The organism is Streptomyces asiaticus, assembly GCF_018138715.1.
GTDB lineage: Bacteria > Actinomycetota > Actinomycetes > Streptomycetales > Streptomycetaceae > Streptomyces > Streptomyces asiaticus.
Window position 1 is genome coordinate 253,583 of the sequence record NZ_JAGSHX010000006.1, and the last position, 25,802, is coordinate 279,384.

Annotated in this window: 21 protein-coding genes; 15 read left to right on the forward strand and 6 right to left on the reverse strand. The window is 72.3% G+C overall.

Annotation, left to right across the window (positions count from 1 at the left end; translation table 11 throughout):
* The first annotated feature begins 58 nt into the window (after window positions 1-58).
* The 13 genes from pabB (at window position 59) to KHP12_RS08530 (ending at window position 17,177) form a co-directional block, all read left to right on the forward strand.
* Complete coding sequence (gene pabB, locus KHP12_RS08470; protein WP_210608751.1) at window positions 59-2,374, forward strand: aminodeoxychorismate synthase component I; 2,316 nt, start codon at window positions 59-61, stop codon at window positions 2,372-2,374.
* Window positions 2,371-3,942 carry an AMP-binding protein gene (locus KHP12_RS08475; protein ID WP_086882576.1) on the forward strand — a complete coding sequence of 524 codons (1,572 nt, stop codon included), beginning with the start codon at window positions 2,371-2,373 and terminating at the stop codon, window positions 3,940-3,942. The genes pabB and KHP12_RS08475 overlap by 4 nt, the downstream gene beginning before the upstream one ends.
* A gap of 74 nt (window positions 3,943-4,016) precedes the next feature.
* Window positions 4,017-5,606: a class I adenylate-forming enzyme family protein gene (locus KHP12_RS08480; RefSeq protein WP_086882575.1), complete on the forward strand. Its 1,590-nt coding sequence runs from the start codon at window positions 4,017-4,019 to the stop codon at window positions 5,604-5,606.
* Between the two features lies 1 nt (window position 5,607).
* Window positions 5,608-6,825: an FAD-dependent oxidoreductase gene (locus KHP12_RS08485; RefSeq protein WP_086882574.1), complete on the forward strand. Its 1,218-nt coding sequence runs from the start codon at window positions 5,608-5,610 to the stop codon at window positions 6,823-6,825.
* A gap of 132 nt (window positions 6,826-6,957) precedes the next feature.
* A complete protein-coding gene (locus KHP12_RS08490; RefSeq protein WP_208653048.1) occupies window positions 6,958-7,791 on the forward strand; it encodes an aminotransferase class IV in 834 nt (277 codons plus the stop codon).
* A 73-nt stretch (window positions 7,792-7,864) separates the two neighbouring features.
* The gene (locus KHP12_RS08495) at window positions 7,865-8,362 is read left to right on the forward strand and encodes a carboxymuconolactone decarboxylase family protein (RefSeq protein WP_210608752.1); all 498 of its coding nucleotides are present in this window, start codon (window positions 7,865-7,867) and stop codon (window positions 8,360-8,362) included.
* Between the two features lie 54 nt (window positions 8,363-8,416).
* Complete coding sequence (locus KHP12_RS08500) at window positions 8,417-9,031, forward strand: Rv1733c family protein (RefSeq protein WP_086883890.1); 615 nt, start codon at window positions 8,417-8,419, stop codon at window positions 9,029-9,031.
* A 77-nt stretch (window positions 9,032-9,108) separates the two neighbouring features.
* The gene (locus KHP12_RS08505; RefSeq protein WP_086883894.1) at window positions 9,109-9,399 is read left to right on the forward strand and encodes a DUF1876 domain-containing protein; all 291 of its coding nucleotides are present in this window, start codon (window positions 9,109-9,111) and stop codon (window positions 9,397-9,399) included.
* Between the two features lie 180 nt (window positions 9,400-9,579).
* Window positions 9,580-10,836, forward strand: coding sequence for a cellulase-like family protein (locus tag KHP12_RS08510; RefSeq protein WP_211832349.1), 1,257 nt, complete (start codon window positions 9,580-9,582; stop codon window positions 10,834-10,836).
* A gap of 163 nt (window positions 10,837-10,999) precedes the next feature.
* Window positions 11,000-12,382 carry an MFS transporter gene (locus KHP12_RS08515; protein WP_086883888.1) on the forward strand — a complete coding sequence of 461 codons (1,383 nt, stop codon included), beginning with the start codon at window positions 11,000-11,002 and terminating at the stop codon, window positions 12,380-12,382.
* On the forward strand, window positions 12,373-13,545 hold the full coding sequence (locus tag KHP12_RS08520) for an anhydro-N-acetylmuramic acid kinase (protein WP_086883887.1): 1,173 nt from the start codon (window positions 12,373-12,375) through the stop codon (window positions 13,543-13,545). Before KHP12_RS08515 ends, KHP12_RS08520 begins: the two co-directional genes overlap by 10 nt.
* 177 nt (window positions 13,546-13,722) lie before the next feature.
* Window positions 13,723-15,705, forward strand: coding sequence for a hypothetical protein (locus KHP12_RS08525; protein WP_308036082.1), 1,983 nt, complete (start codon window positions 13,723-13,725; stop codon window positions 15,703-15,705).
* Between the two features lie 5 nt (window positions 15,706-15,710).
* Window positions 15,711-17,177: an ABC transporter substrate-binding protein gene (locus KHP12_RS08530; protein ID WP_086883893.1), complete on the forward strand. Its 1,467-nt coding sequence runs from the start codon at window positions 15,711-15,713 to the stop codon at window positions 17,175-17,177.
* Between the two features lie 56 nt (window positions 17,178-17,233).
* Here the strand turns inward: KHP12_RS08530 and dnaK are convergent, their stop codons facing one another.
* The 4 genes from dnaK to KHP12_RS08550 form a co-directional block, all read right to left on the reverse strand.
* The gene (gene dnaK, locus KHP12_RS08535) at window positions 17,234-19,129 is read right to left on the reverse strand and encodes a molecular chaperone DnaK (protein ID WP_086883885.1); all 1,896 of its coding nucleotides are present in this window, start codon (window positions 19,127-19,129) and stop codon (window positions 17,234-17,236) included.
* Window positions 19,130-19,215: 86 nt separating this feature from the next.
* Complete coding sequence (gene sthA / locus KHP12_RS08540) at window positions 19,216-20,619, reverse strand: Si-specific NAD(P)(+) transhydrogenase (protein WP_086883884.1); 1,404 nt, start codon at window positions 20,617-20,619, stop codon at window positions 19,216-19,218.
* 85 nt (window positions 20,620-20,704) lie between these two features.
* Window positions 20,705-21,433, reverse strand: a complete 729-nt coding sequence (locus tag KHP12_RS08545; protein ID WP_086883883.1) for a YoaK family protein — start codon at window positions 21,431-21,433, stop codon at window positions 20,705-20,707.
* Between the two features lie 153 nt (window positions 21,434-21,586).
* Window positions 21,587-22,216, reverse strand: a complete 630-nt coding sequence (locus KHP12_RS08550; protein WP_211832352.1) for a CGNR zinc finger domain-containing protein — start codon at window positions 22,214-22,216, stop codon at window positions 21,587-21,589.
* Between the two features lie 55 nt (window positions 22,217-22,271).
* On the opposite strand from KHP12_RS08550, the gene KHP12_RS08555 reads away from it, so the two are divergent.
* Complete coding sequence (locus tag KHP12_RS08555; protein ID WP_086883882.1) at window positions 22,272-23,240, forward strand: ketopantoate reductase family protein; 969 nt, start codon at window positions 22,272-22,274, stop codon at window positions 23,238-23,240.
* Here KHP12_RS08555 and KHP12_RS08560 read toward each other — a convergent pair.
* Window positions 23,212-23,676, reverse strand: coding sequence for a DUF2000 domain-containing protein (locus tag KHP12_RS08560; RefSeq protein ID WP_037950554.1), 465 nt, complete (start codon window positions 23,674-23,676; stop codon window positions 23,212-23,214). The genes KHP12_RS08555 and KHP12_RS08560 overlap by 29 nt on opposite strands.
* Window positions 23,677-23,775: 99 nt before the next feature.
* Here KHP12_RS08560 and KHP12_RS08565 point away from each other — a divergent pair, with 99 nt between their 5' ends.
* Complete coding sequence (locus KHP12_RS08565) at window positions 23,776-24,270, forward strand: Lrp/AsnC family transcriptional regulator (RefSeq protein ID WP_086883881.1); 495 nt, start codon at window positions 23,776-23,778, stop codon at window positions 24,268-24,270.
* An 80-nt stretch (window positions 24,271-24,350) separates the two neighbouring features.
* Here KHP12_RS08565 and KHP12_RS08570 read toward each other — a convergent pair whose 3' ends face one another.
* Entirely contained in the window at window positions 24,351-25,778 is a 1,428-nt protein-coding gene (locus KHP12_RS08570; protein WP_086883880.1) for a purine-cytosine permease family protein, read from the reverse strand.
* Window positions 25,779-25,802 lie beyond the last annotated feature (24 nt).

The window sequence follows — 25,802 nt, forward strand, 5'->3', positions numbered from 1 at the left end:
CGAGGACCGGGGCGGGTGATACCCGGTCGGTTTTCTCATCGCAAGGAGGCAAATCCGGATGGAATCGCTGAGGACACTCCTCGTCGATCATTACGACTCGTACACGTACAACCTCTTTCAACTGCTGACCGAGGTCAACGGCGAGGAACCGGAGGTGCTTCTGCATGACGCGCCGGAGTGCGCGGACATCGATCTTTCCGCGTTCGACAACATCGTGCTCTCCCCCGGGCCCGGCCATCCGGCGGATCCCCGGGACTTCGGCGCCACCGCCCGGCTGATCGAGCGGTCGTCCATCCCGGTGCTGGGGGTGTGCCTGGGGCACCAGGGGATCGCGCTCGGCGCGCAGGCGCGGGTGGTGGCCGCGCCCGAGCCCAAGCACGGGCATCTGTCCCGGATCAAACACGGCGGGCGCGGGCTGTTCCGCGGCCTTCCGCAGGACTTCACGGCCGTGCGGTACCACTCGCTGTGCGTGGCCGAGCCGCTGCCGCTGGGGCTCCAGGGAATAGCCTGGTCCGAGGACGGTGTGCTGATGGCGCTGCGGCACCGGGCGCGTCCGCTGTGGGGCGTCCAGTTCCACCCGGAGTCGGTGCTGACCGGATACGGCCACCGCATGCTCAGCAACTTCCGCGATCTGACCATTGAGCACGCCAACGGCGAGTCGGTGACCTCCACCGTGACCCCCGCCTCCGCCGAGGAGCCGCGCCGCGCCCGTAGAGCCGCCAAAGCGGCGAAAGCGGCCAAGCCGGCCAAGCCGGCCACCGCGCCGGACTCCCCGCCCAGCCCCGAGGCGGACCCCCGAACCGAACTGGCCCGGCCCGCTCCCAGGAGCGACGCTCCGGCGGAGCCGCCCCAGGAGGGCCCCGCCTACCGGCTGCACGCCCGGTGGCTGGCCGACGCCACCGACACCGAGGCGGCCTTCACCCGGCTGTACGCGAAGGCGCCGCACGCGTTCTGGCTCGACAGCTCGCGCGCCGAGTCCGGAGAGGCCCGCTTCTCCTTCCTCGGGGACGGCACCGGCCCGCTCGCCGAGTTCGTCCGCTACGACACCGGCACCGGCGGGTGCGAGGTCGAGCGGGCGGGACGGCCCGCCGTCCGGGTCGAGGGCAGCGTCTTCGACTACCTCAAGCGGGAGCTGACCCGCCGCCGGATCAAGGCCCCCGATCTGCCCTTCGACTTCACCGGCGGCTATGTGGGCTACTTCGGCTACGAGCTCAAGGCCGACTGCGGCTCCCCCAACCGCCACCGGGCCACCACCCCGGACGCCTGCTGGCTCTTCGCCGACCGGTTCGTCGCCGTCGACCACCAGGAGGGCGTCACCTACATCTGCTGCCTCGCCGAGGACACCCCCGACGGCCACCGGGAGGCGAAGGACTGGCTGGACACCACCGTGACCGTGCTCAGCGGGGTGCCGACGCTCGCCGGACCCGCCCCGCAACCGCCCGCCCTCGCCACCACGGCCGCCGTGGAGCCCTGGCTGGTGCGGGACCGGGAGCGGTATCTGGCCTCGATCGAGGCGTGTCTGCGGGAGCTGCGCGCCGGGGTCAGCTATGAGATCTGCCTGACCAACTCCGCCTGGCTGCCCGCCCCCGGCGACTCCTACGCCTTCTACCGGGCCCTGCGGCGGTTCAACCCGGCGCCGTATGCCGCCTATCTGCGGTTCGGCGGCACCGATGTGGCCTGCGCCTCCCCCGAGCGCTTTCTGCGCATCACCCCCGACGGCACCGCCGAGGCCAAGCCGATCAAGGGCACCGCCCCGCGCGGCCAGAACCCGGAGAAGGACGCGCGGGCACTGGCCGCCCTCGCCTCCAGCCCCAAGGCCCGCGCCGAGAACCTGATGATCGTGGACCTGCTCCGCAACGACCTGGGGCGGGTGTGCGCGTCGGGCAGTGTGTATGTGCCGCGGCTGATGAACACCGAGACCTACGCCACCGTCCACCAGCTGGTCTCCACCGTGCGCGGCCGGCTGCGCCCGGGGACCACCTCCGTCGACTGCGTCCGGGCCTGCTTCCCGGGCGGCTCCATGACCGGCGCGCCCAAGCTGCGCACGCTGGAGATCATCGACTCGCTGGAGACCGAGGCCCGCGGTGTGTACTCCGGCGCGCTCGGCTACCTCAGCTGCAACGGCGCGGCCGACCTCAACATCGTCATCCGCACGGCCGTGTTCACCGGCGGCCGGATGCACATCGGCGCGGGCGGCGCCATCGTTCTCGATTCCGACCCGGCCGAGGAGTACGAGGAGATGCTGCTGAAGACCGCCGCCACCATGCATGCCTACCAGGCCGTGGAGACCGCGTCCGACGGGGAGATCGACGATCTGCTGGTGGCCGCCGCCGCGGCGCCGCCCGCCGCCGCGGCGAAGGAGCTCGGCCGGTGACCGCCGTATCGGTGTCCGCCCCGCCCCTGCCCGTCGGGCCCACGGTCTCGGCCAACGTGGCCGCGCATCTCGCGGCGCTCGCGGACCGCCGCGGCTGGGCCGGCCGGGCCGCCTTTCTCGAGGGCCACCTGGTCTGGACCCACGGCGAGGTCCACGACCGAGCCGAGCGCGCGGCCACCGTGCTGGCGGACCGGGGGGTGGCGTCCGGTGACCGGGTGCTGCTGGCATTGCCCGACGGCATCATGTGGGTGACCACGTTTCTGGCCGCCGCCCGGCTGGGCGCCGTGGCGGTGCTGGTCAACCCCGCGCTCACCGCCGACGACCACCGCTTCATGGCCGAGGACTCGCGCGCCGCGCTGGCCGTCTCCGGGCCCGGTCTCCAGGACCACTTCGACGGCGTTCCCTGGCTCGGCGCCGACCAGTTGTCGGCCCTGACCGGCCCGCCCGCCACACTGGGCTCGGCGGCCCCGGCCCCGGCGGCCGAGCCGGTGACGGCCGCCACCCCGCTGTACCTCCAGTACACCTCCGGGACCACCGGCCGCCCCAAGGCGGTGGTCCACAGCCATGGCGATGTGGCCGCCTGTCACGACCTGGTCGGGCAGGAGGTGCTGGACATCGGTCCGGCGGACGTGTCGTTCTCGGTGTCCAAGCTGTTCTACGCCTACGGCTTCGGGAACGCCTTCGTCTTCCCCCTCTTCTCCGGGTCGGCCGCGGTGCTCACCCCGGACCACCCAGGCCCCGCCCTCATCGACGACCTCGTGGCCCGGCACCGGGTGACCCTGCTGTACTCGGTGCCGTCCTCGTACGCCGCCCTGGTGGACGAGCACGGCACCGGCCACACGGCCTGCTTCGGCTCCGTCCGCGCGGCGGTCAGCGCGGGCGAGGGGCTGCCGCCCGCCCTCGGTGAGCGGGTCGGTGAGCTGCTCGGCGCGCCGGTGCTGGAGCAGATCGGCTCCACCGAGGCGGGCCACGCCTTCTGCGCCAACACGGTGTGGGACAACGCCCCCGGCACCCTCGGCCGTCCGGTGCCCCGCTTCGAGCTGGAGCTACGGGACCGCGAGGGCGCGGTGGTGGCGGACGGCGCCGACGGCTCGGCCGAGGGCGAGCTGTGGGTGCGGGGCCCGACGGTGGTCACCGGCCGCCCGGAGGACGGCGGTTGGCTCGCCACCCGGGACCGGGCCCGGCGCGAGCGCGACGGGACCTATCGCCATCTGGGCCGGGTGGACGACCTGGAGATGGTCGGCGGGATCACCGTGTCGCCGCTGGAGGTCGAGGAGGTGCTGCGGCAGCACCCGTCAGTGCGGGAGGTGGCGGTGGCGGCCGTCCCCGACGAGCGGGGCGCCACCCGGCTGCGCGCCTATGTCGTACCGGCGGGCGGCCCCGGCAACCCGCGAGGCCCGGACCGCCCGGCGCTGGACGAGGAGACGCTGACGGCCGATCTGATCGCGCTGGCCCGGCGGCGGCTCGCCGCCTACAAGGCGCCGCGCACCGTGCGCCTGGTGGCCGCGCTGCCGCGCACCCCGACGGGGAAGCTGCGGCGCCATGTCGTCCGCACCGGCCGCTGGTGACCGGTCAAACCGGCTTGCCGAGCGCGCCCTGGCGCGCGGCCCCCTGACCGACTTCGAACGATGAGGACCTCGATATGTTGCAGCGGCTTCTCCCCGAGCGCGGGTTCTATCTGGGACTGATGTTCCAGGAGGCCGCGGCCCGGCACGGCAGGGTCAGGGTGACCCTGGACCGGCCACTGGACGTCGCCCCCGACGCCGGTACCGACCTCGGATACACCGAACTGGCCGATCTGGTGGACGACCTGGCCGCCCGGCTGTGGTCGGCGGGGGTGCGCCCGAGTGAGCATGTGGCGATCCTCAAGGGCGACAACGTCGACATCGTGCTGCTGACCTGTGCCGTCTCCAGGATCGGCGCGGTCCCGGCGCTGCTGTCGCCCTCCCTGGACGGACAGGTGGCCGCGGTGCTGCTGGACCGGCTGCACGCCCCCTGGCTGATCACCGACCGGGCGACCCTGGAGTCCACGCTGAGCACGGTGGACACCACCCTGGCCCGGGGCGTGCTGACAGTGGACGAGGCGCCCGGGAACACCATCGCGCTGGCCGCCCTCGCCGGGGTGCCGCGCCGCCCGGCCATCCGGCTCCACCCCCGGGAGCCCTCGCTGATCACCCACAGCTCGGGGACCACCGGGATACCGAAGCTGGCCGTGCACTGCCCGCACACCATGTGGAACCGGCTGGTGCCCCAGCAGGCGCTGGGCCGGGCCACCCGCGGGGAGGCGGCCGCGCTGCACATGTCGTTCGTCCACTCCCGCTTCTACCATCTGCTGGGCGTACTGCTGCACTTCGGCAGCCCGCTGCTGCTGCTCGTCGACCCCGACCCGGCCCACGCCGGCCCGCTGCTGGCGGCGCACCGCCCCGGCATCGTGGAGACGCATCCCAACACCTATGTGCTGTGGGAGGACCTGGCCGACGCGCCGAACGGCCCGCTGTCCAACGTCCGGGCGTACGGCTCCACGTTCGACGCCATCCACCCCCGTACGGTGCGGCGGCTGCTCGCCGCGTCCCGGCGCCGCGACCCCCGGCTGATGCAGCTGTACGGGCAGAGCGAGACCGGGCCCATCGCCTTCGGCTGGTACACCCGGCGGGGCGCGGACCGGGTGGAGGCACGGCGGGTGGGCACCGGCATCCCCGGCTTCACCCGGATCCGGGTGGTGGACGAGCGGGGCCGCACGTGCCCGCCGGGTGCGACGGGGGCCATCGAGGCCCGCACCCGCGGCCGGATCCTCACCTATCTCGGCGCGCCGGAGAGTTACGCCCGGCAGGTGGACCGGGGCTGGTGGCGGATGGGTGACATGGGCTACCGCGACCGGTGGGGCGCGCTGTATCTGCTGGACCGCGAGGTGGACCAGATCTCCACCGTGGACAGCACCCTGGAGATGGAGGACGAGCTGCTGTCGCGGTTCGCCGACCTCCGCGAAGTGATCATCGTCCACGGTCCCGGGCGGGAGCCGGTACCAGTGGTGTGCACCCGGGGGAACGAGCCGCTGGACCCCGACAGCTGGCGGCGGGCGACCGAGGATCTCCCGGCGCTGGCCGAGCCGGTGCAGTGCCGCTTCGAGGATCTGCCGCGCACGGCCACCTGGAAGATCAAACGGCTGGAGATCGCCCGGCAGCTCGCCGCGGGTGAGCTGCCCACCCTGTCCACCGCACCGGTCGGTGGCTGACATGGCGGCGGGTGAGGACGGCGGGCCGGTTCTGGTGGTGGGCGCCGGGCCGGTCGGGATGACGGCGGCGCTCACCCTGCGCGCCGCCGGGCTGCCGGTCCTGGTGCTGGAGGCCGGGGCGCGGGACCGGGTGCGCCCCGGGAGCCGCGCGCTGTTCGTGCACCGGCGGTCGCTGCGGCTGCTGGAGCGGGCCCGCCCGGGGCTGGGCGCGCGGATCGCGGCGTACGGAACCACCTGGCGCACCCGGCGCACCCTCTACCGCGGCCGCGAGGTGTTCGCGCAGACCTTTCCGCGGGCCTCCGGGGACGACGGGGCCGCGGCCCTGCCCGCGTTCACCAGTCTGCGTCAGGTGGACACCGAGCGGTTCCTGCACGAGGCGTGCGCGGAGGCGGGCGTCGAGTTCCGCTTCGACGCCGAGGTGAACGAGGTGCGCGCGGACGGCGACGGGGTGACGGTGACCGCGAAGAACGGCGGGAGCTGGACGGCCCGCCATGTCATCGCCGCCGACGGGGCCCGTTCGGGGGTGCGCGGGGCGCTGGGCATCCCGCTGGAGGGCACCCGGTCCGACGGCTATCACGTGGTCGTGGACGTGGCGGATCCGCCGGGCGGCGACCTGCCGGTGGAGCGGGTCTTCCACTACGAGCACCCCGGCACCGGCGGCCGCACCGTGCTGCGGGTGCCGTTCACCGGGGGCTTCCAGATCGATCTACAGTGCCGCGCCGACGATCCGCCGGAGTCCTTCGCCACCGAGAAGGCGCTGCGCCGCTGGCTGCCCCGGCTGGTGGGCGAGGACTGCGCCCACCGGGTGCTGTGGGTGTCGCGGTACCACTTCCTGCGCAAGGTCGCCGCGTCGTTCGCGGATCCGTCCGGCCGGGTGCTGCTGGCGGGCGAGGCGGCGCATCTCTTCCCGCCCTTCGGGGCCCGAGGCATGAACAGCGGGATCGCGGACGCCGTCGCGGCGGCGGAGGCGGTGTCGGCGGCATGCTCCGAGCCATCGCGGGGACCCGCGACGGTGGCCGGGTACGCCTCCGCCCGCCGGAGCGCGGCCCTCTACAACAGCGAGGCCGCCGGTGCGGCCCTGGACCATCTGCGGCCCCGGCCGTGGAAGCGGGCGACCCAGCGCGCGGCGGCCGCCCTGTCCCCGGTGGTCCCCCGCTGCGGGGAGTGGCTGGAAAACGCCCCCTACGGCCCCCGGGGCGGTCCGGCGCGCGGCTATTGACCGGCAATCCAGCGAGCGCGGCTAGGAACCCGGCCGGACAACGGAACAAACGGAACACCGCAATGCGGACGCAGGACACCGGGCAACGGCATCGGACGACGAGCACATCGGGACGGAGACGTGGAAGCGGACATGGTCGCCACACAGAACATCGGTCACGCCGACGCGTCGGACCAGAAGCAGTGGACGCTGATGTGGCGCGAGGACGGCGGACTGATGCCCTCCCGAGCGGTGCCGGACAGCGCGCTGCTGGCCGCCGACTCCTGGCTGGTCGACGACGGGCGGGTGCGCGGGCTCGACCGCCACCGCCGCCGGTTCGTCGCCGCGTGCGTCGAGGCGAGCGGCGACTCCCCCGCCCGGATCGAGAGCTTCTGGCGCGACGCGATCGCCGCCCTGCCCCGCACCGAGCGCTGGTTCCCCCGGGTCGAGCTGGCCGGTCCGGAACCGGCCCGGCTGTTCCTGCGGGTCCGGCCCGCGCCGCCGCGGACGGTCAATGTGACCGTATGCCTGACCGAGGAGTTCGACCCGCGGTCGCATCCCCGCCGCACCGGCCCGGACCTCTCCCTCCTGGCGCACCTCCGGGACCGGGCCGCCGCCCGTGGCGCGCAGGAGCTGCTGCTCACCACCCCCGCCGGGCTGGTGCTCGAGGGCACCGCGGCGAGCGTTCTGTGGTGGGAGGACGACGTGCTGTGTCTGCCGCCCCCGGAGCTTCCGCTGCTGGCCGGTGTGACCTCGGCCCTGATCCAGGACCGGGCGGCCGAGCTGGGCGTCCGCACCGAGCACCGCCGACGCACCGTGCAGGAGCTGGACGGCCGTGAGGTGTGGCTGGTCAACGCGGTGCACGGGATCCGCCCGGTGACCGCGTGGCTGGGCCGCCCGCTGCGGGCGGGCCCGGCGCTGCGCGCCGCCTCCTGGCAGACCTGGCTCGACGGCGTTCCCGACCCCCTGATCGCCCGGGTCCCCTGACCGCGACTGACCGCCACCGACCGCGACTGACGCCACTGACCGCGACCGACCGCGACGAAACGGAGTTTCACCGATGACGACGACCACCCCGGCCCGCACCACCGCCCGGCTGGATCTGAAGGGCCTCGCCCCCGAGGTGTCCGCCGCGATGGGCGAGCTGCACCGGACGGCGGTGCGGGCCGCCCGGGCGGCGGGGGTCGAGCCAGAGCTGCTGGAGCTGGTCAGGATCCGTGCCTCGCAGCTCAACGGCTGCGCCTTCTGCCTGGACATGCACACCAAGGACGCCCGAGCCCAGGGCGAGACCGAACAGCGGATCCACACCCTCGCCGCCTGGCGGGAGACCCCGTTCTTCACCGAGCGGGAGCGGGCCGCGCTCGCGCTGACCGAGGCGGTGACCTCGATCCAGGACGGCCATGTGCCGGACGAGGTCTACGCGGCCGTCCGCGAGGTCTTCGACGAACCGCAGGTGGCGGCCGTGATCTGGGCCGCCGTCGTGATCAACGCCTACAACCGCACGGCGATCAGCGCGCGGATGGTGCCCGGCGCCTATCAGCCCGCCCCGCGCACCTGACCCCGACGCCCGCGCGACCGCGCACCGGCGTCAGCACCCGCTGGAGGCCAGACCATGAACACCCACGGACCGCGACGCGTATTCGGGCCGCGTCCGCCCCTGCTCAAGCGTCCGGCCAGGGGGCCCAACCCGCTGCGCCGCCGGACGGACCGGATACAGACCTGGTGCACCGTGCTGTTCGCGCTGATCCTCGTGGTCGGGCTGCCGGCCGCCGCGATCAGCGCGGGATACGCGGCACACGCCTCCCAGATGCGCGTCGTGGCCGCCGAGACCTCGGCTCGGCACCAGATCACCGCACGGCTCGCCGATGCCACCCCCGGCCCGGCCCGCAGCGATGTGCGGGAGCCGCGGCAGGCGCGGGTGCGCTGGGTCGCGGACGACGGTGAGCGCCATACGGGCACCGCCACGGTGGCGGGCGAGGGCGACTCCGGGGACGAGGTACGGGTCTGGGTGAACCGCGAGGGCACCCTGGCGCAGCCGCCCTCCTCCCCGTCGACCGCGCGGACCATGGGCTGGTTCACCGGCTGTATCACCGCGGCGACGGTGGCCGCGCTCGCGTTCACGGGACGGGCCCGGATCCGGCGGGCCCTGGACCGCAGGCGTTACGCCCGATGGGAGGCAGAGTGGAAGGTGGTGGAACCCGCGTGGTCCGGCAGGAACCGCCGCTGAGCGGGGCTCCGGCCGCCACCACGGGGTCCGGCCGCTTCTGGCGCCAGAAGCGGCCGTCAGAAGGTGAGGAGCAGACCATGTCGCACACAGTGGAGTGGAAGGTCCACCTCTACCTCTCCGAGGACGAGGGGCGGACCAGGGCGCGGGTGGAGCTGGACACCGGGGCCACGGCGCTCACCGGCCGGGGACTGGCCCGGTGCAACCCGGACGACGAGGACGTGCCCGTGATCGGCGATGAGCTCGCGGCCGGGCGGGCGCTCAGCGATCTGGGGCAGCAGCTGGTACAGGCCGCCGAGCACGACCTGGAGAGCGTCGGCGCGCCCCCGTCCTCGCGCAGACCACGGCCCGGCTACGGCTGGATCGCCTGAGGGAGGTCGTGCGTCGGCCGACGGCCGTCCCCGCCGTACCGGATGACCGGGGTGGAAACCCGACCACCCAGCACTGGCCATTATTTATGAATACATCTTGACAGCCCGTTGGCGCCCCCGGACGATGAACCGATCTCTCATCTCTGTCACCGCCGAGCCGCCGACCGCGGGGAGTCCCCTGTGACGCTGTCGCCGCATCTGCCGGACAAACTGACCATCTCGCTGTGGGACTTCAGCTGGTACACCCGCACCGGCCCGGATGAGCCCTTCGCCGATCTCGACCGCGCCTTCGAGGATGCCGTGGCCCGCGGCTACAACACGGTGCGTATCTGCGCCATGCCGTTCCTGCTCTTCGGCTCCCGGCTGGATACGACCAGGCTGCGGCCGTCGGCGCTGGGCGGCGCGTACGGGCAGCGGATGCGCTGGTACGACCTGGGCGGCGGGGGCGAGATCGACGGACGGGCGTGGCTGCGCGAGCTGTTCGAGGCGGCCCTGCGCCATGACTGCTTCGTCATCCTCTCCAGCTGGGAGTACCAGCAGAGCCCGTCGTTCGGCGAGGACCGGGCCTGGTTCGACGCGCTGATGGCCGTCGACCCCGAGCGGCGCGCCGAAGTGCTCGCGGACGCGCTGGCCGATCTGATCGACTTCCTGGTGATCCACGGTCTGGACGACCGGATCGCCTTCACCGAGCTGCACAACGAGGTCCAGGGCAGCCGGCTCACCGAAGGGCTGGACGGCGCGGACAAGGTCGTCGCCCTGCGGCCGCGGCTGGAGCGGGGGATCGCCCGGTTCAAGGAGCGCCACCCGAACCGGCCGGTCACGGTCAACTACGCCAAGGTGCCGGTCGGTTCGCTGCGCGGGGTCCCGCGCGAGGTGGATGTGGCGGTCTTCCACCCGTATGTCTACGGGGTGCTGGACGAGCTGCTGACCACCTTCGCCGTCCGCGACCGGGCCCGCCCCTTCCCCCAGGAGGCGGTCCGCCGGGAGCTGCTGCGCCCCGGCGCCCCCGATCTGGCCGACTGGGCCCCTCCGCCGGGCGATCGCTGGCGGCTGGAGGCCACCACGGTCGGCCCCCGGGAGATCTACGTCCACGACTGGTGCGACCCCGACCGCTGGGACGCCTGGCTGTACGACCGCTACGCCGTGCACCGGCTGGCGATGGACCAGCGGCTGGTCACCTGGATCGAGGCGGCCGCGGACTGGGCGGCTGCGAGCGGGGTCCCGCTGGTCTTCGGCGAGGGCTGGATCGGCTACACCCCGCTGCACGGGACCTTCGAGGAGGGCCCGGTGGGGGCCGCGTTCTGCCGTCGCGCGGTCGAGGAGTCGGCACGGGTGGGCGCGTGGGGCGCGGTGGTGTGCTCCAACGCGGCGCCCCAGCACCCGATGTGGCAGGACATCGCGCTCCAGCGGGAGTGCAACGCGGCGCTGCGCGGCTGAGCGGGCCCCTACGGCGCCTCGGGCCCGTACGGCAACCTCGGGACCGTACCGGATCTGCCCGGACCTCGAGCGCCGCTGGAGCCGCGCTCGCACCGGTAACCGCGCTCCCTGACGGGTACGGACATCACATCCCCTTGGCGGTGACGGCTGAAAGGGCCCGGATGTGACGACGTCCCCAGCGGATCCCAGCGAACGTGGTGCCGGGCGGGCCCCGCGCCGTGCGCTGGTGGCCGGTTCGGTCGGCAACTTCATCGAGTGGTACGAGTTCGGTGTCTACGGCTTCTTCGCGACGATCATCGCGGCGAACTTCTTCACCCCGGACGGCGGCAGCGAGATCGAGGGCCTGGTCAAGACCTACGCCTCCTTCGGGATCGCGTTCTTCTTCCGCCCCATCGGCGCCGCCGTCTTCGGCCGGGTCGGCGACCGGATCGGGCGCCGGCCCACGCTGATCCTGGTGCTGCTGCTGATGACCGGCGCCACGACGCTCATCGGGGCGCTGCCCACGTACGACACGCTGGGCGCGGCCGCGCCCTGGCTGCTCACCCTGTTGCGGATCCTCCAAGGTCTCTCCGCGGGCGGGGAGTTCGGCGGCGCGGTGTCGATCATGACGGAGTTCGCTCCGCCGGGCCGCCGCGGACTGTACGGGGCGTGGCAGTCGTTCACCGTGGCGCTGGGGCTGCTGGCCGGGGCCGGGGTGGCGGCGGTGCTGGCCACCGTGATGAGCGAGGAGTCGCTGAACGACTGGGGGTGGCGGCTGCCGTTCCTGCTGACCCTGCCGATCGGGCTGGTGGCCCTGTGGCTGCGGCTGAGGCTGGAGGAGACCCCGTTCTTCCGCGCGACGGCGGACGGGGACACCGGCACCGCGTCAGGTGCCGGGCCGGAGCGGGTGGCGGACCCCCGTGAGGTGGCCGGGGCCATCGTCATGGGGGCCGCGCGCATCATGGGCTGGGCGGCGGCCGGTTACACCTTCCTGGTCGTCATGCCCTCGTATCTCCAGGCCACCTTGAACGCCACCTTCCAGCAGGCGCTGGTGGCCACCGTGGTGGCGAACGCGGGCTTCGCGCTCGCCATCCTCCCGGCGGGGCTGCTCAGCGACCGGATCGGGCGGCGGCCGGTGATGCTGACCGGGGCCGCGCTGGTGGCGGTGCTGGCCTTCCCGCTGCTCAATGTCCTCCAGGATCCGGGCAGTTCGGCATGGGTGCAGGGGGCGGCGGTGTTCGTGGCGGGCGTGGTGGTGGGCCTGATGGCGGGGCCCGGTCCGGCCATGCTCGCCGAGATGTTCCCGACCCGGGTCCGCTACACGGGCCTGGGGCTGGCGTACGCGCTGTCCAACGCGGTGTTCTCCGGATGCGCGGGGCTCATCATCACCGAGGTGATCAAGCACACCGGCGAGGTCGACATCCCGGCGTACTACGTGACGGTGACCTGCGTCATCAGCGTGGTCGCCCTGTTCACCCTGCGCGGGGAGAACCACCGCGGCGCGCTGCCCGACGCGGCGCGGGCGGAGCAGGGGGCCGAGCGGGAGGAGGAGACATCATGCGGGTGATCGGTCTGATGTCGGGCACGTCCCATGACGCGGTGGACGCCGCGGCGGCCGATCTGGTGCTCGACGGCGACACCGTGGTGCTGGCCCCGCTGGGGCTGGTCAGCGAGGCGTATCCGGAGGCGCTGCGGTCGGCACTGAGCGCCGCGCTGCCCCCGGCGGCCACCACCATGCGGGAGGTGTGCGCGCTCGACACCCGGATCGGCCAGGCGTTCGCCGCGCTCGCGGCCCGCGCCGACCGGGAGCTGTGCGAGGGGCGTACGGACCTCATCGGCTCCCACGGCCAGACGGTGTACCACTGGGCCGAGGGCGGGCGGGTGCACGGCACGCTCCAGCTCGGCCAGCCCGCCTGGATCGCCGAGGCCACCGGCTGCCCGGTGGTCTCCGATCTGCGCACCCGCGATGTGGCCGCGGGCGGCCAGGGCGCTCCCCTGGTCAGCCTGGTGGACGCCCTGTGGCTGCGCGGGCGGCCCGGTGTCTGCGCCGCCCTGAACCTGGGCGGGATCGCCAACATCACGGTGATCGCGGGCGCCGGGGATCCGCTGGCCTTCGACACCGGCCCGGCGAACGCGCTCATCGACGCGGCGGCCGGCGATCTGACGGGCGGCCGGCTGGACCATGACGCGGACGGCGCCATGGCGGCGCGCGGCACCGTCCACGAGCCGCTGCTGGAGCGGCTGCTGGCCGAGCCGTACTACGCGCTGCCCGCGCCCAAGACCACCGGCAAGGAGCTGTTCCACGCGTCCTATCTGCGCGCCGCCCTGGCCGCCACGGGCCCGGTGCCGGACGATGACGTGCTCGCCACCGTCACCGAGCTGACGGCCCGGACGGTGGCCGACGCGGTGCGGTCGGTGCATGCCACCGAGGTGATCGCCTCGGGCGGCGGCACCCGCAACCCCACCCTGATGGGGGCGTTGCGCCGGGAGCTGGGCCCCATCGCGCTGCGGACCTCCGACGACCTCGGCCTTCCGGCGGCGGCGAAGGAGGCGTACGCCTTCGCCGTCCTCGCCTTCCTGACCGCCCATGGGCTGGCCGGTACGGTGCCCAGCTGCACCGGCGCCCGCCATGCCAGCGTGCTGGGGTCGATCACCCCGGGGCGCCGCGGCCTCGGCCTGCCCGCGCCGGGGCGGCCCGCGCCCACCCGGCTGGAGATCTTCCGCCGCTGAGCGGGGGGCGCTGTGCAGGGGGCGGCGCCTCGCGGCCGGAGGAACCTCGGGGGGAAAGGGATGTCGGCGCCGCCCGTAGCCGGAGTACGTTTGAGAACGGCCCGGTATCGAAGGGGTGAATGTGGGTAAAGGACCCCTAGTTGCCGACGGGGGGCCTGAACGGGGGGACGGGGGCACGTGGCGGAATCCGGAATGGGCGTGGGCTTGAGAGGCCGCAGCGGGATCATCAGTCTGGTCGGGGAGTGTCTCAGGCTGGAGCCCACGGACGAGCGGCCGGTGATCATGCTGTTGGGGCCGCGCGGCAGTGGGGCCAGCGACGCCCATGGCGCGCTGATGGAGAAGTTCGGCCCCGAGACACCGTTCGCGTATGTCAATGTCGGCGGTGAGCAGGCCCTGCTGCCGCGGTACGCCCTGGCGCTGCTCGCGCGCCAGCTGGAGCGCAAGCTGCCGCGCTACCGCCGCTCGCACTTCCCGCGGCTGACGCTCGGTCTGCTCGCCTCCGACCACCAGCTGCGGATGACGAGCCTCGCGGAGGGGCGGCGCAACATCCGGCGGGAGCTGGACGCGTTCCAGGAGCAGGCGGAGGCGCGCTACGGCGACTATCTCGCCGCCTTCTTCGAGGTGGCCGGGGGCGCCGTGGGCGCTCCCGACGGCGCGTCCACGGCGGCGCTCGCGCTGCTGCGGGACGCGCTGCGGCGTGGCCGGAGGCGGCTGCCGGGCCGCAAGTTCACCAGCAGCGCGGCCTGGTACGGCGGCCATCCGCTGCTCCAGAGCCGGGATCCGTGGGAGGCGCTGGTCGAGCTCAACCTGTGGCGCCACGACGGGGACGAGGACGATCAGGAGCGGCTGGACCGGGTGCTGTTCTCGGCCCTGCTGGAGGACATGCGCAGCAATGTGCGCCACTCGTTCATGCCCCGCTCGTATCTGCTGCTGCTCGACAACTCCCATACGGAGTACGGCCGTCGCTTCCTCGATCTGCTGATCCGGGCCCGCCATGACGACGCCGTGGTGGCGGGCGCCGACTGCGATCCGCTCACCGTCGTGGCGAGCTCCAACCGGTGGCTGCCCCGCTGGGGCCCGGCCACCGGCGACCAGTGGCCGTGGCGGCTGCGCGGCCCGGACCGGGCCTCCCTGGCGGACTGGAGCGAGCACCGGCCGGGCCGGGACAGCGATGACACCTGGTGGTATCCGCTGCGGCTGCGCGACCTCAATCTGGACGAGGTGCGCACCCGGATCGAGCTGGAGCTGCGCCACCACCCCGACCTCGCGCCGTTCACCCGGCTCGCGCCCTTCGTCCACCGGCTGACCGCGGGGCTCCCCCGGGCGGTCAGCCTGGTCCTGGAGCTGCTCCGGCACTCCTCCGTGCCCGTCGAGGACGGCGCCGAGCAGGACCGCTGGCTGCGCACCCTGCCGGACCGCACCCCGCGGGAGGGCGAGGACACCCGGACGCTGGCGGAGGCCGCCCTGGACCATCTGCTGCGCGATTTCGACCCCGCGCGGCGGGTGGCGCTGGAGGAGTGCGCCGCGGCCCGCGACCTGTCCATCGCCACCCGACTGCTGGGCTCGGGCGACTCGCTGTTCGGCGAGGTCCGCGACCGCTGGCTGCTGCACAGCCCGGGCACCGTGACCCCGGCCCTGCACCCCTGGCTGCGGCGGCTGCTGCTGTGGCGGCTGGCCGGGCGTCCGGACGACTGGGACGCGGTGCAGGAGCTGCTGGCCGAGCACTTCAGGTCCGAGGGCCGCCCGGTCCAGGAGATGTACCACCGGCTGGCGGCGGAGCGGATCGACGAGGTGACCGGGTATCTGGTGGAGCGCTTCCCGGCGGTGCCCGCGGCGCAGTGGATCAGCGAGTTCAACACCATCACGGCCGCCCCCAACCGGCTCGGCCAGGCCGGCGGACCACTGGAGCTGCTCGCCGACCTCGCCCCTGACGAGCCCCCGGAGGCGGTCACCACGGCCTCGGTGATCCGGGAGCTGATCACGGTGCGCTGGGTGTGGAGCGATCCGCTCGCCGACCCCGGGATGCGGCTGAACGACATGATCGCCGACGGTTTCAACCAGCTCTCACGACTGCGGAGGAACGACATCGTGGCCCTGTTCAACGAGGCGGAGCGGTACCGCCACTGGCGCCATCCGCTGACGTCCATGAGCGAGGGGTGAGACCGGTGCCGAGACTTGAATGGCCGCTGCACATCGTGCGCCGAGTGGTGATCGGCGTGATCGTCCTGGCCGTGCTCGCGGTGGCGATCCCGCTCACCGTGAACTGGTTCCAGGAGAGGCGGGCCCGGTGCGGTGACGGCGTCGTCAAGATGGGCGACTACCACGAGTGCGTGGGCGTCACCGACGGCTCGTACACCTTCGCCGACCATCTGGCGCCCGTGGAGAAGAAGATCAAGGCGGAGAACGAACTGGTGGAGAAGCACGGTGACAAGTACGTCAGCGTCGCCTACATGACCTCGTTCACGCTGACCGAGGACGACAGCAACTCCGAGGAGTCGGTCCGGCATGAGCTCGAGGGCGCGTATCTGGCGCAGTACCGGCACAACCGCGGCGATCTCTCCTCCTCCCCCAAGATCAAGCTGTTGGTCGCCAACATGGGCAGCAGCGCGGCCCATTGGGAGCACACCGTCGATGAGCTGATCGACCGGAAAACCTCCGACGACAAGCTGGTCGCGGTCACCGGGCTCGGCCCCAGCGACACCCAGAACCTCGACGCGCTGCGGCGGCTGTCCGACCACGGTCTGGCCCTGGTCGCCAGCACCATGACGGCCACCAACATAGAGGGCATCAAGGGGCTCGTCCGGGTCTCCCCGACCAATGTGGACGAGGCGTACGCCGCTTCCGCGTATCTCAAGAAGGAGCGGGTCCGCCGGGCGGTGGTGGTCCAGGACGACGCGCGGGAAAACTACTACGCCAAGACGCTGGGTGACGCCTTCACCAAGGTCTTCCAGGACATCGAGGGCCACAAGTTGGTGGCGGACCGGATGACCTATGACTCCTCGGTGCGCGGCGCCTGGGAGAACGAGCTGCGCTACATGCCGGGGCAGCTGTGCGACCAGAAGCCGGAGGCGGTCTTCTTCGCGGGCCGCGGCAAGCACCTCACCCGGTTCCTGGACGCGATCGCCAACCGTCCGTGCCAGGACCGGGAGTTCATGGTGATCACCGGCGACGACACCACCAACCTCACCGCCGATGACCTGGCCCACGCCGCCGAGAGCAAGGTGCGGGTGCTCTACACGGGCCTGGCGCACCCCGATATGTGGCAGGAGGACCCCGACTCCGTCTCCCGCCCGTCGGCCCGGTACTTCCAGCCGGGCGGGTTGATGGCCAAGTGGTTCCCCGACGACCAGCACCAGGACGGCCAGGCCATCATGGCGCATGACGCGGTGCTCACCGCCGCTCAGGGCATCCAGATGGCGGCGCTGGGCGATGTGACCGGGGAATCGGTGGCGCGGATGTTCCACCAGATGAACAGCCGTCAGCAGGTACCGGGGGCGAGTGGGTTCATCTCCTTCCAGAACAACGGCAATCCCCGCAACAAGGCCATTCCGATCCTGCACCTCAACGCGAAGGGGCGCTCGGAACTCGTGGAGGTATCGGCGCGGCGGGGCGAGCCGGCCAGGAAGCAGTGACGGTCGGGCCGCCCCGGAAGGCGGTGACGGTCAGCCGCCCCGGAAGGCGGTGACCGTCAGCCGGCGCCGCCCTTCGGCTCGTCCCCGGTCTTCTCGTCGTCGACGATCTCCGCGTCCACGACGTCCTCCTCGGACGCGTGGGCCCGGCCCGCTCCGTCGCCGGAGGGGCCACTCGATCCGCCGCCGTCGGACGGGCCGGACTGCTGGGCCTGGGCGTAGATCGCGGTGCCGATCTTCTGCCCGATGGCGGCGGTCCGCTCGGTGGCCTCGCGGATCGCGTTGGTGTCCTCGCCCTCGAGCGTCCGCTTCAGATCCGCGACCGCCGCCTCGGCCTCCTGCCGGACGTCCCCAGGCACCTTGTCGGCCTGGTCCCGCAGCAGCCGCTCGGTCTGGTAGACGAGCGACTCGGCCTGGTTGCGGGTCTCGGCGGCCTCGCGGCGCCTGTGGTCCTCCTCCGCGTAACTCTCGGCCTCGCGCATCATGCGGTCGATGTCGTCCTTCGGCAGCGCGGAGCCGCCGGTGACGGTCATCCGCTGCTCCCGGCCGGTGCCGAGGTCCTTGGCGGAAACATGCATGATGCCGTTGGCGTCGATGTCGAAGGCCACCTCGATCTGCGGGACCCCGCGCGGCGCGGGCGGCAGGCCGGTCAGCTCGAACATCCCGAGCTTCTTGTTGTACGCGGCCATCTCGCGCTCGCCCTGGAAGACCTGGATCTGCACCGACGGCTGGTTGTCCTCGGCCGTGGTGAAGACCTCCGAGCGCTTGGTCGGAATGGTCGTATTGCGCTCGATCAGCTTGGTCATGATGCCGCCCTTGGTCTCGATACCGAGGGACAGCGGGGTGACGTCCAGCAGCAGCACGTCCTTGACCTCGCCCTTGAGGACACCTGCCTGGAGGGAGGCGCCGATGGCGACGACCTCGTCCGGGTTGACGCCCTTGTGCGGCTCCTTGCCGGTCAGCTCCTTGACCAGACCGGTCACGGCGGGCATCCGGGTGGAGCCGCCGACCAGGATCACATGGTCGATGTCGGCGGTCTTGATCCCGGCGTCCTTGATCGCCTGGTGGAAGGGGGCCTTGCAGCGCTCCAGGAGGTCCTCGGTCAGCTGCTGGAACTGCGAGCGGGTGAGCTTTTCGTCCAGGTGCAGCGGGCCCTGGTCGGAGGCGGTGATGTAGGGCAGGTTGATCGTGGTCTCACTGGCCGCGGAGAGCTCGATCTTGGCCTTCTCGGATGCCTCGCGCAGCCGCTGGACCGCCATCTTGTCCTGGGCCAGATCCACGCCGTACCCGTTCTTGAAGCGGGAGACCAGATGGTCCACGATCCGCTGGTCCCAGTCGTCGCCGCCGAGGTGGGTGTCGCCGTTGGTGGCCTTGACCTCCACCACCCCCTCGCCGATCTCCAGCAGCGAGACGTCGAAGGTGCCGCCCCCGAGGTCGAAGACCAGGATGGTCTGGTCGTTCTCCTTGTCCAGCCCGTACGCCAGGGCGGCGGCCGTCGGCTCGTTGATGATCCGCAGCACCTTCAGCCCGGCGATCTCCCCCGCCTCCTTCGTGGCGGTGCGCTGGGAGTCGTTGAAGTACGCGGGGACGGTGATCACGGCGTCGGTGACGTCCTCACCGAGGTACGCCTCGCCGTCGCGCTTGAGCTTCTGGAGCACCCGCGCGGAGATCTCCTGCGCGGTGTAGCGCTTGCCGTCCACATCGCCGGTGGCCGGGAACCGCCACCGGTCCTCGCCCATGTGGCGCTTGACCGATCGCGCGGTGCGCTCCACGTTCGTCACCGCCTGGCGCTTGGCGACCTCCCCCACCAGCACCTCGCCGTTCTTGGCGAAGGCCACCACCGAGGGGGTGGTCCGGGTGCCCTCGGTGTTGGTGATGACGGTCGGCTCACCGCCCTCCAGGACCGATACGACCGAGTTCGTCGTACCCAGGTCAATACCGACTGCGCGCGTCATCTCAGCCCTCCTCCCGATCTGCCTCCAGTATCCCAAAAGGGATATCCGGGACGGGGGCGGTGCGGAGGAGGGCCGGAGGCCGGGGGTCAGTCCCGCAGGTGGTCGACCTCGCGCATCTTGTTGGTGGCGTCGAGCGCGGCGACCTTGTAGGACTCGGCGAAGGTCGGATAGTTGAACACCGCGTCCACCAGATAGTCGACGGTACCGCCGCAGCCCATCACGGCCTGGCCGATGTGGATCAGCTCGGTGGCGCCGGTGCCGAAGCAGTGCACGCCGAGCAGCTTCCGGTCCTCCGGGGAGACCAGCAGCTTCAGCATGCCGTGGCCGTCGCCGACGATCTGGCCCCGGGCCAGCTCGCGATAGCGCGAGACCCCGACCTCGAAGGGCACCTTCTCGTCCGTGAGCTGGTCCTCGGTGCGGCCTATGAAGCTGATCTCGGGGATGCTGTAGATCCCGATCGGCTGGAGGTGGTGGATCGGGTTCACCGGTTCCTCGCAGGCGTGGTACGCCGCGCTCCGCCCCTGCTCCATGGAGGTCGCGGCCAGGGCCGGGAAGCCGATGACATCGCCGACCGCGTAGATGTGCGGCACGGCGGTGCGGTAGTGCTCGTCCACCGCGATCCGGCCCCGCCGGTCGGCGGTGAGCCCCGCCTTGGCGAGGTCCAGCGCGTCGGTGAGCCCCTGGCGCCCCGCGGAGTACATCACCGCGTCGGCGGGGATCTTCTTACCGCTCTCCAGGATGGTCAGGGCGCCCCGCGGATGGCGCTCGACGGCCGCCACGGTCTCGCCGAAGCGGAAGGTGACGGCCAGGTCGCGCAGCCGGTACTTCAGCGCCTCGACGATCTCGACATCGCAGAAGTCCAGCATCCCCTCGCGCTGCTCGACCACGGTGACCTTGCTGCCCAGGGCGGCGAACATCGAGGCGTACTCGATGCCGATCACCCCGGCGCCCACGATGACCATGGAACGCGGCACCCGCTCCATGTTGAGGACGCTGTCGGAGTCCATGATCGTCCGCTCGTCGAACTCCACGCTCGCGGGGCGGGCCGGGCGGGTGCCGGTGGCGATCACGATGTGCTGGGCGGTGAGCAGCTGCTCCTGTCCGGTGGCGTCCGTGACGGCCACGGTGTGGTCGCCCACGAACCGCCCGGTGCCGGAGAACATCGCGACCCGGTTGCGGGACAGCTGGTTGCGGACGACATCCACCTCACGGCCGACCACATGCTGGGTGCGGGCCGTCAGGTCGGCGACGGTGATCTCCTCCTTGAGCCGGTAGCTCTGGCCGTAGAGATCCCGCTGGGTCAGCCCGGTGAGATAGAGCACCGCCTCGCGCAGGGTCTTGGACGGAACGGTTCCGGTATGCAGGGAGACCCCGCCCACCATCTCCTTACGGTCGACGACGGCTACCCGGCGACCGAGTTTCGCGGCGGCGATGGCAGCCTTCTGGCCGCCCGGCCCGGACCCGATCACAAGCATGTCAAAGTCGGTCACGGGCCGAGTCTGACATCGGATGACGCCCCGCTGGAAGAGTGAATCACCGGTCAACCCGCCCCGGGGCGTGCGGGCTTGGGGCGGGCTACTCGGCGTGGGGCCAGAGATGGCCCTGGGCATCCCGGGCCAACGAGGTCAAGGACGCCAGCAGAACGAGGCCGACCAGCCCGGTCGGCAGGGCGGGCGCGGCCCGTGCGGCATGGGCCACCAGCAGCCCGCCGGCCGCGGCGCCCACCACCAGGCCGCCCAGCAGCGCGATGCTGAGCCGGCGCACCGTTCCGCTGCGCACCGCGTCGACCAGCACCCCGGTCAGGGTGCCGGTGAGATAGGTGGTGGAGAAGCCGGGCGGCCCGACGGCCCGCACCAGACCGCTCTGGCCTCCCATGGCGAGCGCGGCCACCGCCAGCAGCACGAGCTGTAGGTCGCCGGTGGGGTGGCCCCCGGCGGACGCCCACACCGCCCAGAGCCCACCGAGCACGAGCAGTTCCACCGTGAGCGCGCACCGGGCCCGCAGGGCCGGCCGGGAGCCGCGGACGATCCGGCCGCTGACCAGCGCGCCCACGATGTAGCCGCCCATGGCGACCGCGGAGTCCCGGGCGAGCGCGGCGTCCAGGGACGCGGTGGACATGCCGAGCAGGGAGAGATTGGCGGTCATGACGCTGGTGAAGACGCCGCCCAGGGCCAGAAAGCTGATCGCGTCCATCGCCCCGGTCGCCACGGTCAGCGCGACGGCGGCCACCGCTCCCCCGGCACCGCAGGCCCGGCCGGGGCGCCGTGCTTTCGGCGCGGGGTCGGTGTCGCTCTCTTCGGCCATCGGCAACCCTCCGGCCACCTCGGGTGCCCCGGGCGGCCCACCGGAAACAGCGGCCCGGGGAGCGCCGGGGGCTTCACGACCTGGACGGGGCGCCGGGGCGTCAGGAGCCGGCCGGTGCGGCGGGGCGTCAGGACCCGCCCGTGCGCCGGGGCTTCAGGACCCGCCCGGTGCGGCGGACGCCTGCCGCTGCCGGTGTTTCGCGGCCTTGGCGCTGTTGCCGCACAGCCGCATGGAGCACCACCGGCGCCGTCTGCCCGGTGTGGGGTCGAGGTAGATCATGGTGCACAGCGAGGAGTCGCACGCCCGCAGCGCCCCGCGCCGCTCCGGGTCCCCGAGCACCGCTATGAGGTCGCGGACGACGATCGACTGGAGCTCCCGCCCGGTCAGCGGACGATCGGCGCCGTCCACCTCGACCCCGGTGCCGGTGGCCCTCAGCAGCGGTTGCGGCGGGGCGGGGCGCGCCCGGTCGTTGAGCAGCGCGATGGACGCGGCGGCCGGGGTCCGGTCGTGGACAACTGCCGCCACCACGTCGTACGCCGCCTCGCGCAGGGTCCGCAGTTCGGTGCGGAGCTCCTCGGTGACGGCCTCGTCATGGAGCCGCAACCCGACGCCGTCGCACCACTCCCGCAGCCGGTCGAGGGTGCCGAGGCGCTCGATCGGGGTGCTGCCGCGCCGCCCGAGGGAGGCGATGAGGTTCAGGGCGAGGCTGCCGGCGTCGAAGCGCAGTGCCCGCAGCCCAGCGGTGACCCGCGTCCGCGGGACCTGCTCCGTCGAGGGATCCATGCGGATATAGTAACCGCCTGAAGGGTTACCAAGCGGCTGAGCACGAGGGGACATCATGCGGATCGCGATCATCGGCGCGGGTGGCGTCGGCGGATACTTCGGCGCGCGGCTCGCCGCGGCGGGGGACGAGGTCACCTTCGTGGCCCGGGGCCGCCATCTCGCGGCGATCCGGGAGCGGGGGCTGACGGTGCGCAGCCCGCTGGGGGATCTGCGGGTGCCGTCCGAGGCGGTCGTACCGACGGTCTCCGACCTCGAGGCTCCGGACCTCGTCATGGTGGCGGTGAAGCTGTGGGACACCGAGGACGTCGCCCGGCAGCTCGCCCCCCTCGCCGAGAGCGGCACCGCGGTCGTGTCGTTCCAGAACGGAGTGCAGAAGGACACGGAGCTGCGGCGCCATCTGCCCGCGGAGTCGGTCCTCGGCGGGGTCGGCTACATCTCGGCGTTCATCGAGGAGCCGGGGGTGGTGGTGCACAACGGCACGCTTCAGCGGCTGGTGTTCGGGGAGTACGACCGCAAGGAGTCCCCGCGCGCCCGCCACTTCCTCGACCGCTGTCTCGCGGCCGGTGTCGACGCGGAGATCAGCGGGGACATCGAGCGCACCATCTGGGAGAAGTTCGTCTTCCTGGTGGGCCTCTCCGGGACCACCTCGGCGGTGCGGCAGCCGATCGGGGTGGTCCGCGGGAATCCGGGGTCACGGGATCTGCTGCGTGACGTGATGCGCGAGGTGGTCGCCGTGGGGCGGGCCAAGGGGGTGGACCTGGACCCCGGTTTCGCCGACGACCGGCTCGCCTTCTGCGACACGCTGCCCGCCACGATGACGTCCTCGATGCACAACGACCTCCTGCGCGGCAACCGCCTGGAACTGGGCTGGCTCAGCGGGGCCGTGGCCGATCTCGGCGCCGAGCTGGCGGTCGCCACCCCGCGCAACCGGGCCATCGCCGACATCCTCGCCCCCTGCGCCCTGGGCGATCCGGCCGCGACGGGCGGCGCGGACGTCAGCGCAGCAGGGGGAGCTTCCCGATGAGCCTGCTCACCTTGTTCCGCGGGCCGACGAGGCTGACCGCGAGGTAGTCGAGATCCTCGGTCTTGGTGCCGGCCAGGCTGTCGAGGTACTCGTCGTAGACCCGTGAGGTCTGGGCCTGCCCGGGCATGTCGACGAGGAACAGATCGTCCTTCTCGGCGGCCTTGGCCCGCAGCTCGCGCAGCGCCTGTGGGCCGGCCGCCAGGATCGAGCAGCCGGCCCACGGCAGCCCCGGGTGGCCGGAGCCGGAGCCGTCCCTGCCGTCCGGCCCCAGCAGCTCCGGCATCGCCCGGCCGACGGCGGCGGCCATGCAGGCTGCGGCGTTCACCGCCCGGCCCGCGGGCAGCTCCTCGGCCACGACGATCACCCACTTGAGCTTGGCCTGCCGGGTGGACTGATCGGTGCGTACATCCTCGTCGGACAGCTGGGGAACGGACACGAGCACTACTCCTTGTCGATGGCTAATGTGGTGGACGGTACCCATCCATCCGAGTCGGAGCACGGCTCGCCGAATTTCCTCAGGCAAAGGAGCGCTTTCGTGGAACTTGATGCACTCGACCGTGCTCTTCTGCGGGAATTGCAGAACGATGCACGCCAGACCAATCGCGAGCTGGCCCTGCGCACGGGGGTCTCGCCGTCGACCTCCCTGGAGCGGGTCCGGGCGCTGCGGGAGCGCGGCATCATCAGCGGCTATCACGCCGCCGTCGACCTGGAGGCGGTCGGCCGCCCCGTGCAGGCGCTGATCTCGGTGCGGATCCGCCCACCGTCCCGGCCGGTCATCGAGGGGTTCCGGGAATGGGCCGCCCAGCTGCCGGAGACCATCGGGCTGTTCGTCACCTCCGGCGCCCATGACTTCCTCATCCATGTGGCGGTGCCGGACACCAATGGGCTGTACGCGTTCGTCATCGACCGCCTCACCGAGCGCCGTGAGGTGGCGGATGTGCAGAGCACGATGGTGTACGAACACGCCCAGTCGCGCTGTATCGACCCCGCCCCCGCCGAGCGCCCCGCGGCCTCGCGCCGGAGGCGATAGCGGGAAAGGGCCGGGGCGCGCCGAAGGGCGGGCGGCATCGCCGTTCGCGACACCGCCCGCCCCGAAGGGGTGACGCTACGTCAGGAGCCCGCCACCGCCGCCGTCTTCTCCGGCTGGGGCTCGTCCGTGGCCGAGGTGCACCGCGTCCACAGCGGCCGCAGCCGGTAGGTCAGCAGATAGAGCACCGCCGAGGCGCCCGCCGCGACGAACATGCTCAGATCGCCCGCGTGCGGATACGCGGAGGCGAACGCCCCGGTGTAGAGGTCGGACTGCCAGAACGGCACCGAGGCCAGCACCCCGCCGACCCAGGCGGCGAAGCCCCAGGAGAGCACCCGTCCGCGGTCGTACAGCTCGGCGATCCGGCTGGGGTCGGAGCGGCCGCCCAGGTGGTAGTCGAGCAGCAGCACGGTGGCGAACGGCGCGATGAAGTACGCGGTGAGGTTGAGGAACACCGAGAACTTGTCCTCGGTCCCGGAGTGTCCCCACAGGCTGATCACATACGCCAGCGCGCAGATGAGGGTGACGGCCTGGGTCCGGGTGACCGGCACCTTCAGCGTCTGGACGGAGATCGCGCCGCCGTAGACATTGAGGAAGTTCTGCGCGAGTGCCGAGAGCCCGATGGCGATCAGGGCGGGGATGGCGAACGGCCCGGTCAGCTGGTGCAGGGCGGTGATGGAGTCGGTGCTGGTGGCGTTGGAGCCGAGGAGCACACCGAGGATGCCGAGCCAGCAGATGGTGACGAAGTTGCCGAGCCCGGTGTACCAGGCGGTGCGCTTCACCACGCTCGGCGAGTCGGGCAGATAGCGCGAGTAGTCCGAGGCGAACGGCGCCCAGGCGACGAGGAAGGAGAGGAACCAGCCGCCGAAGGTGATCCAGCCGCCGGTGGAGCCGACGTAGTCCGCCGCCTTCGGATCGGCGTCGAAGGTGCCCGCGCCCCGCACCAGGGCCACCACCGTGATCATCACGAACAGCGGGGTGAGGACGTAGGTCAGCACCCGCTGAAGGAAATTGATCATGTTGTAGCCGTAGACGGACACCACCAGCTCGACCAGGGTGAGCGCCAACCCGCAGCCCCAGAAGGGCAGATGAGTCAGCTCGGCGATGGCCTTGCCACCGAGGATCACGGTCACCGCGGCCCAGCCGACCCCGGCGAACACATTGATGTACGCCACCGGCAGGAAGTTGCCGAAGAAGCCGAGCGGGCCCCGCGCCTGGATCTGCTGGGGCACCCCCAGCCGTACGCCCATCCGGGACATCACGGCCATCAGCAGCGAGCCGAGCCCCGCGCCGACCACGATGGCGGCGACGGCGGCGCCGAAGCTGAGGCCGAGCCCGACCGCGCTGAACCCGAGCAGGATGATGGGGAAGTTGAGACCGGCGGCGAACCAGACGAAGAACTGCGAACTGGGCTTGCCGTGCCGCTCGTTGTCGGGGATGTGGTCGACCCCGAAGGGCTCCACCTTGGTGACCGCGCTGCCGTACACCGGCGCCGTGTCATCGTGGGTCATGGGCGTGCTCCTGGGACGGGAGGA

Coding starts and splice junctions, on each gene's coding strand:
- pabB (WP_210608751.1), top strand. CDS start 59: ATGGAATCGCTGAGGACACTCCTCGTCGATCATTACGACTCGTACACG.
- KHP12_RS08480 (WP_086882575.1), top strand. CDS start 4,017: ATGTTGCAGCGGCTTCTCCCCGAGCGCGGGTTCTATCTGGGACTGATG.
- KHP12_RS08485 (WP_086882574.1), top strand. CDS start 5,608: ATGGCGGCGGGTGAGGACGGCGGGCCGGTTCTGGTGGTGGGCGCCGGG.
- KHP12_RS08490 (WP_208653048.1), top strand. CDS start 6,958: ATGGTCGCCACACAGAACATCGGTCACGCCGACGCGTCGGACCAGAAG.
- KHP12_RS08495 (WP_210608752.1), top strand. CDS start 7,865: ATGACGACGACCACCCCGGCCCGCACCACCGCCCGGCTGGATCTGAAG.
- KHP12_RS08500 (WP_086883890.1), top strand. CDS start 8,417: ATGAACACCCACGGACCGCGACGCGTATTCGGGCCGCGTCCGCCCCTG.
- KHP12_RS08505 (WP_086883894.1), top strand. CDS start 9,109: ATGTCGCACACAGTGGAGTGGAAGGTCCACCTCTACCTCTCCGAGGAC.
- KHP12_RS08520 (WP_086883887.1), top strand. CDS start 12,373: ATGCGGGTGATCGGTCTGATGTCGGGCACGTCCCATGACGCGGTGGAC.
- dnaK (WP_086883885.1), bottom strand. CDS start 19,129: ATGACGCGCGCAGTCGGTATTGACCTGGGTACGACGAACTCGGTCGTA.
- KHP12_RS08545 (WP_086883883.1), bottom strand. CDS start 21,433: ATGGCCGAAGAGAGCGACACCGACCCCGCGCCGAAAGCACGGCGCCCC.
- KHP12_RS08550 (WP_211832352.1), bottom strand. CDS start 22,216: ATGGATCCCTCGACGGAGCAGGTCCCGCGGACGCGGGTCACCGCTGGG.
- KHP12_RS08555 (WP_086883882.1), top strand. CDS start 22,272: ATGCGGATCGCGATCATCGGCGCGGGTGGCGTCGGCGGATACTTCGGC.
- KHP12_RS08570 (WP_086883880.1), bottom strand. CDS start 25,778: ATGACCCACGATGACACGGCGCCGGTGTACGGCAGCGCGGTCACCAAG.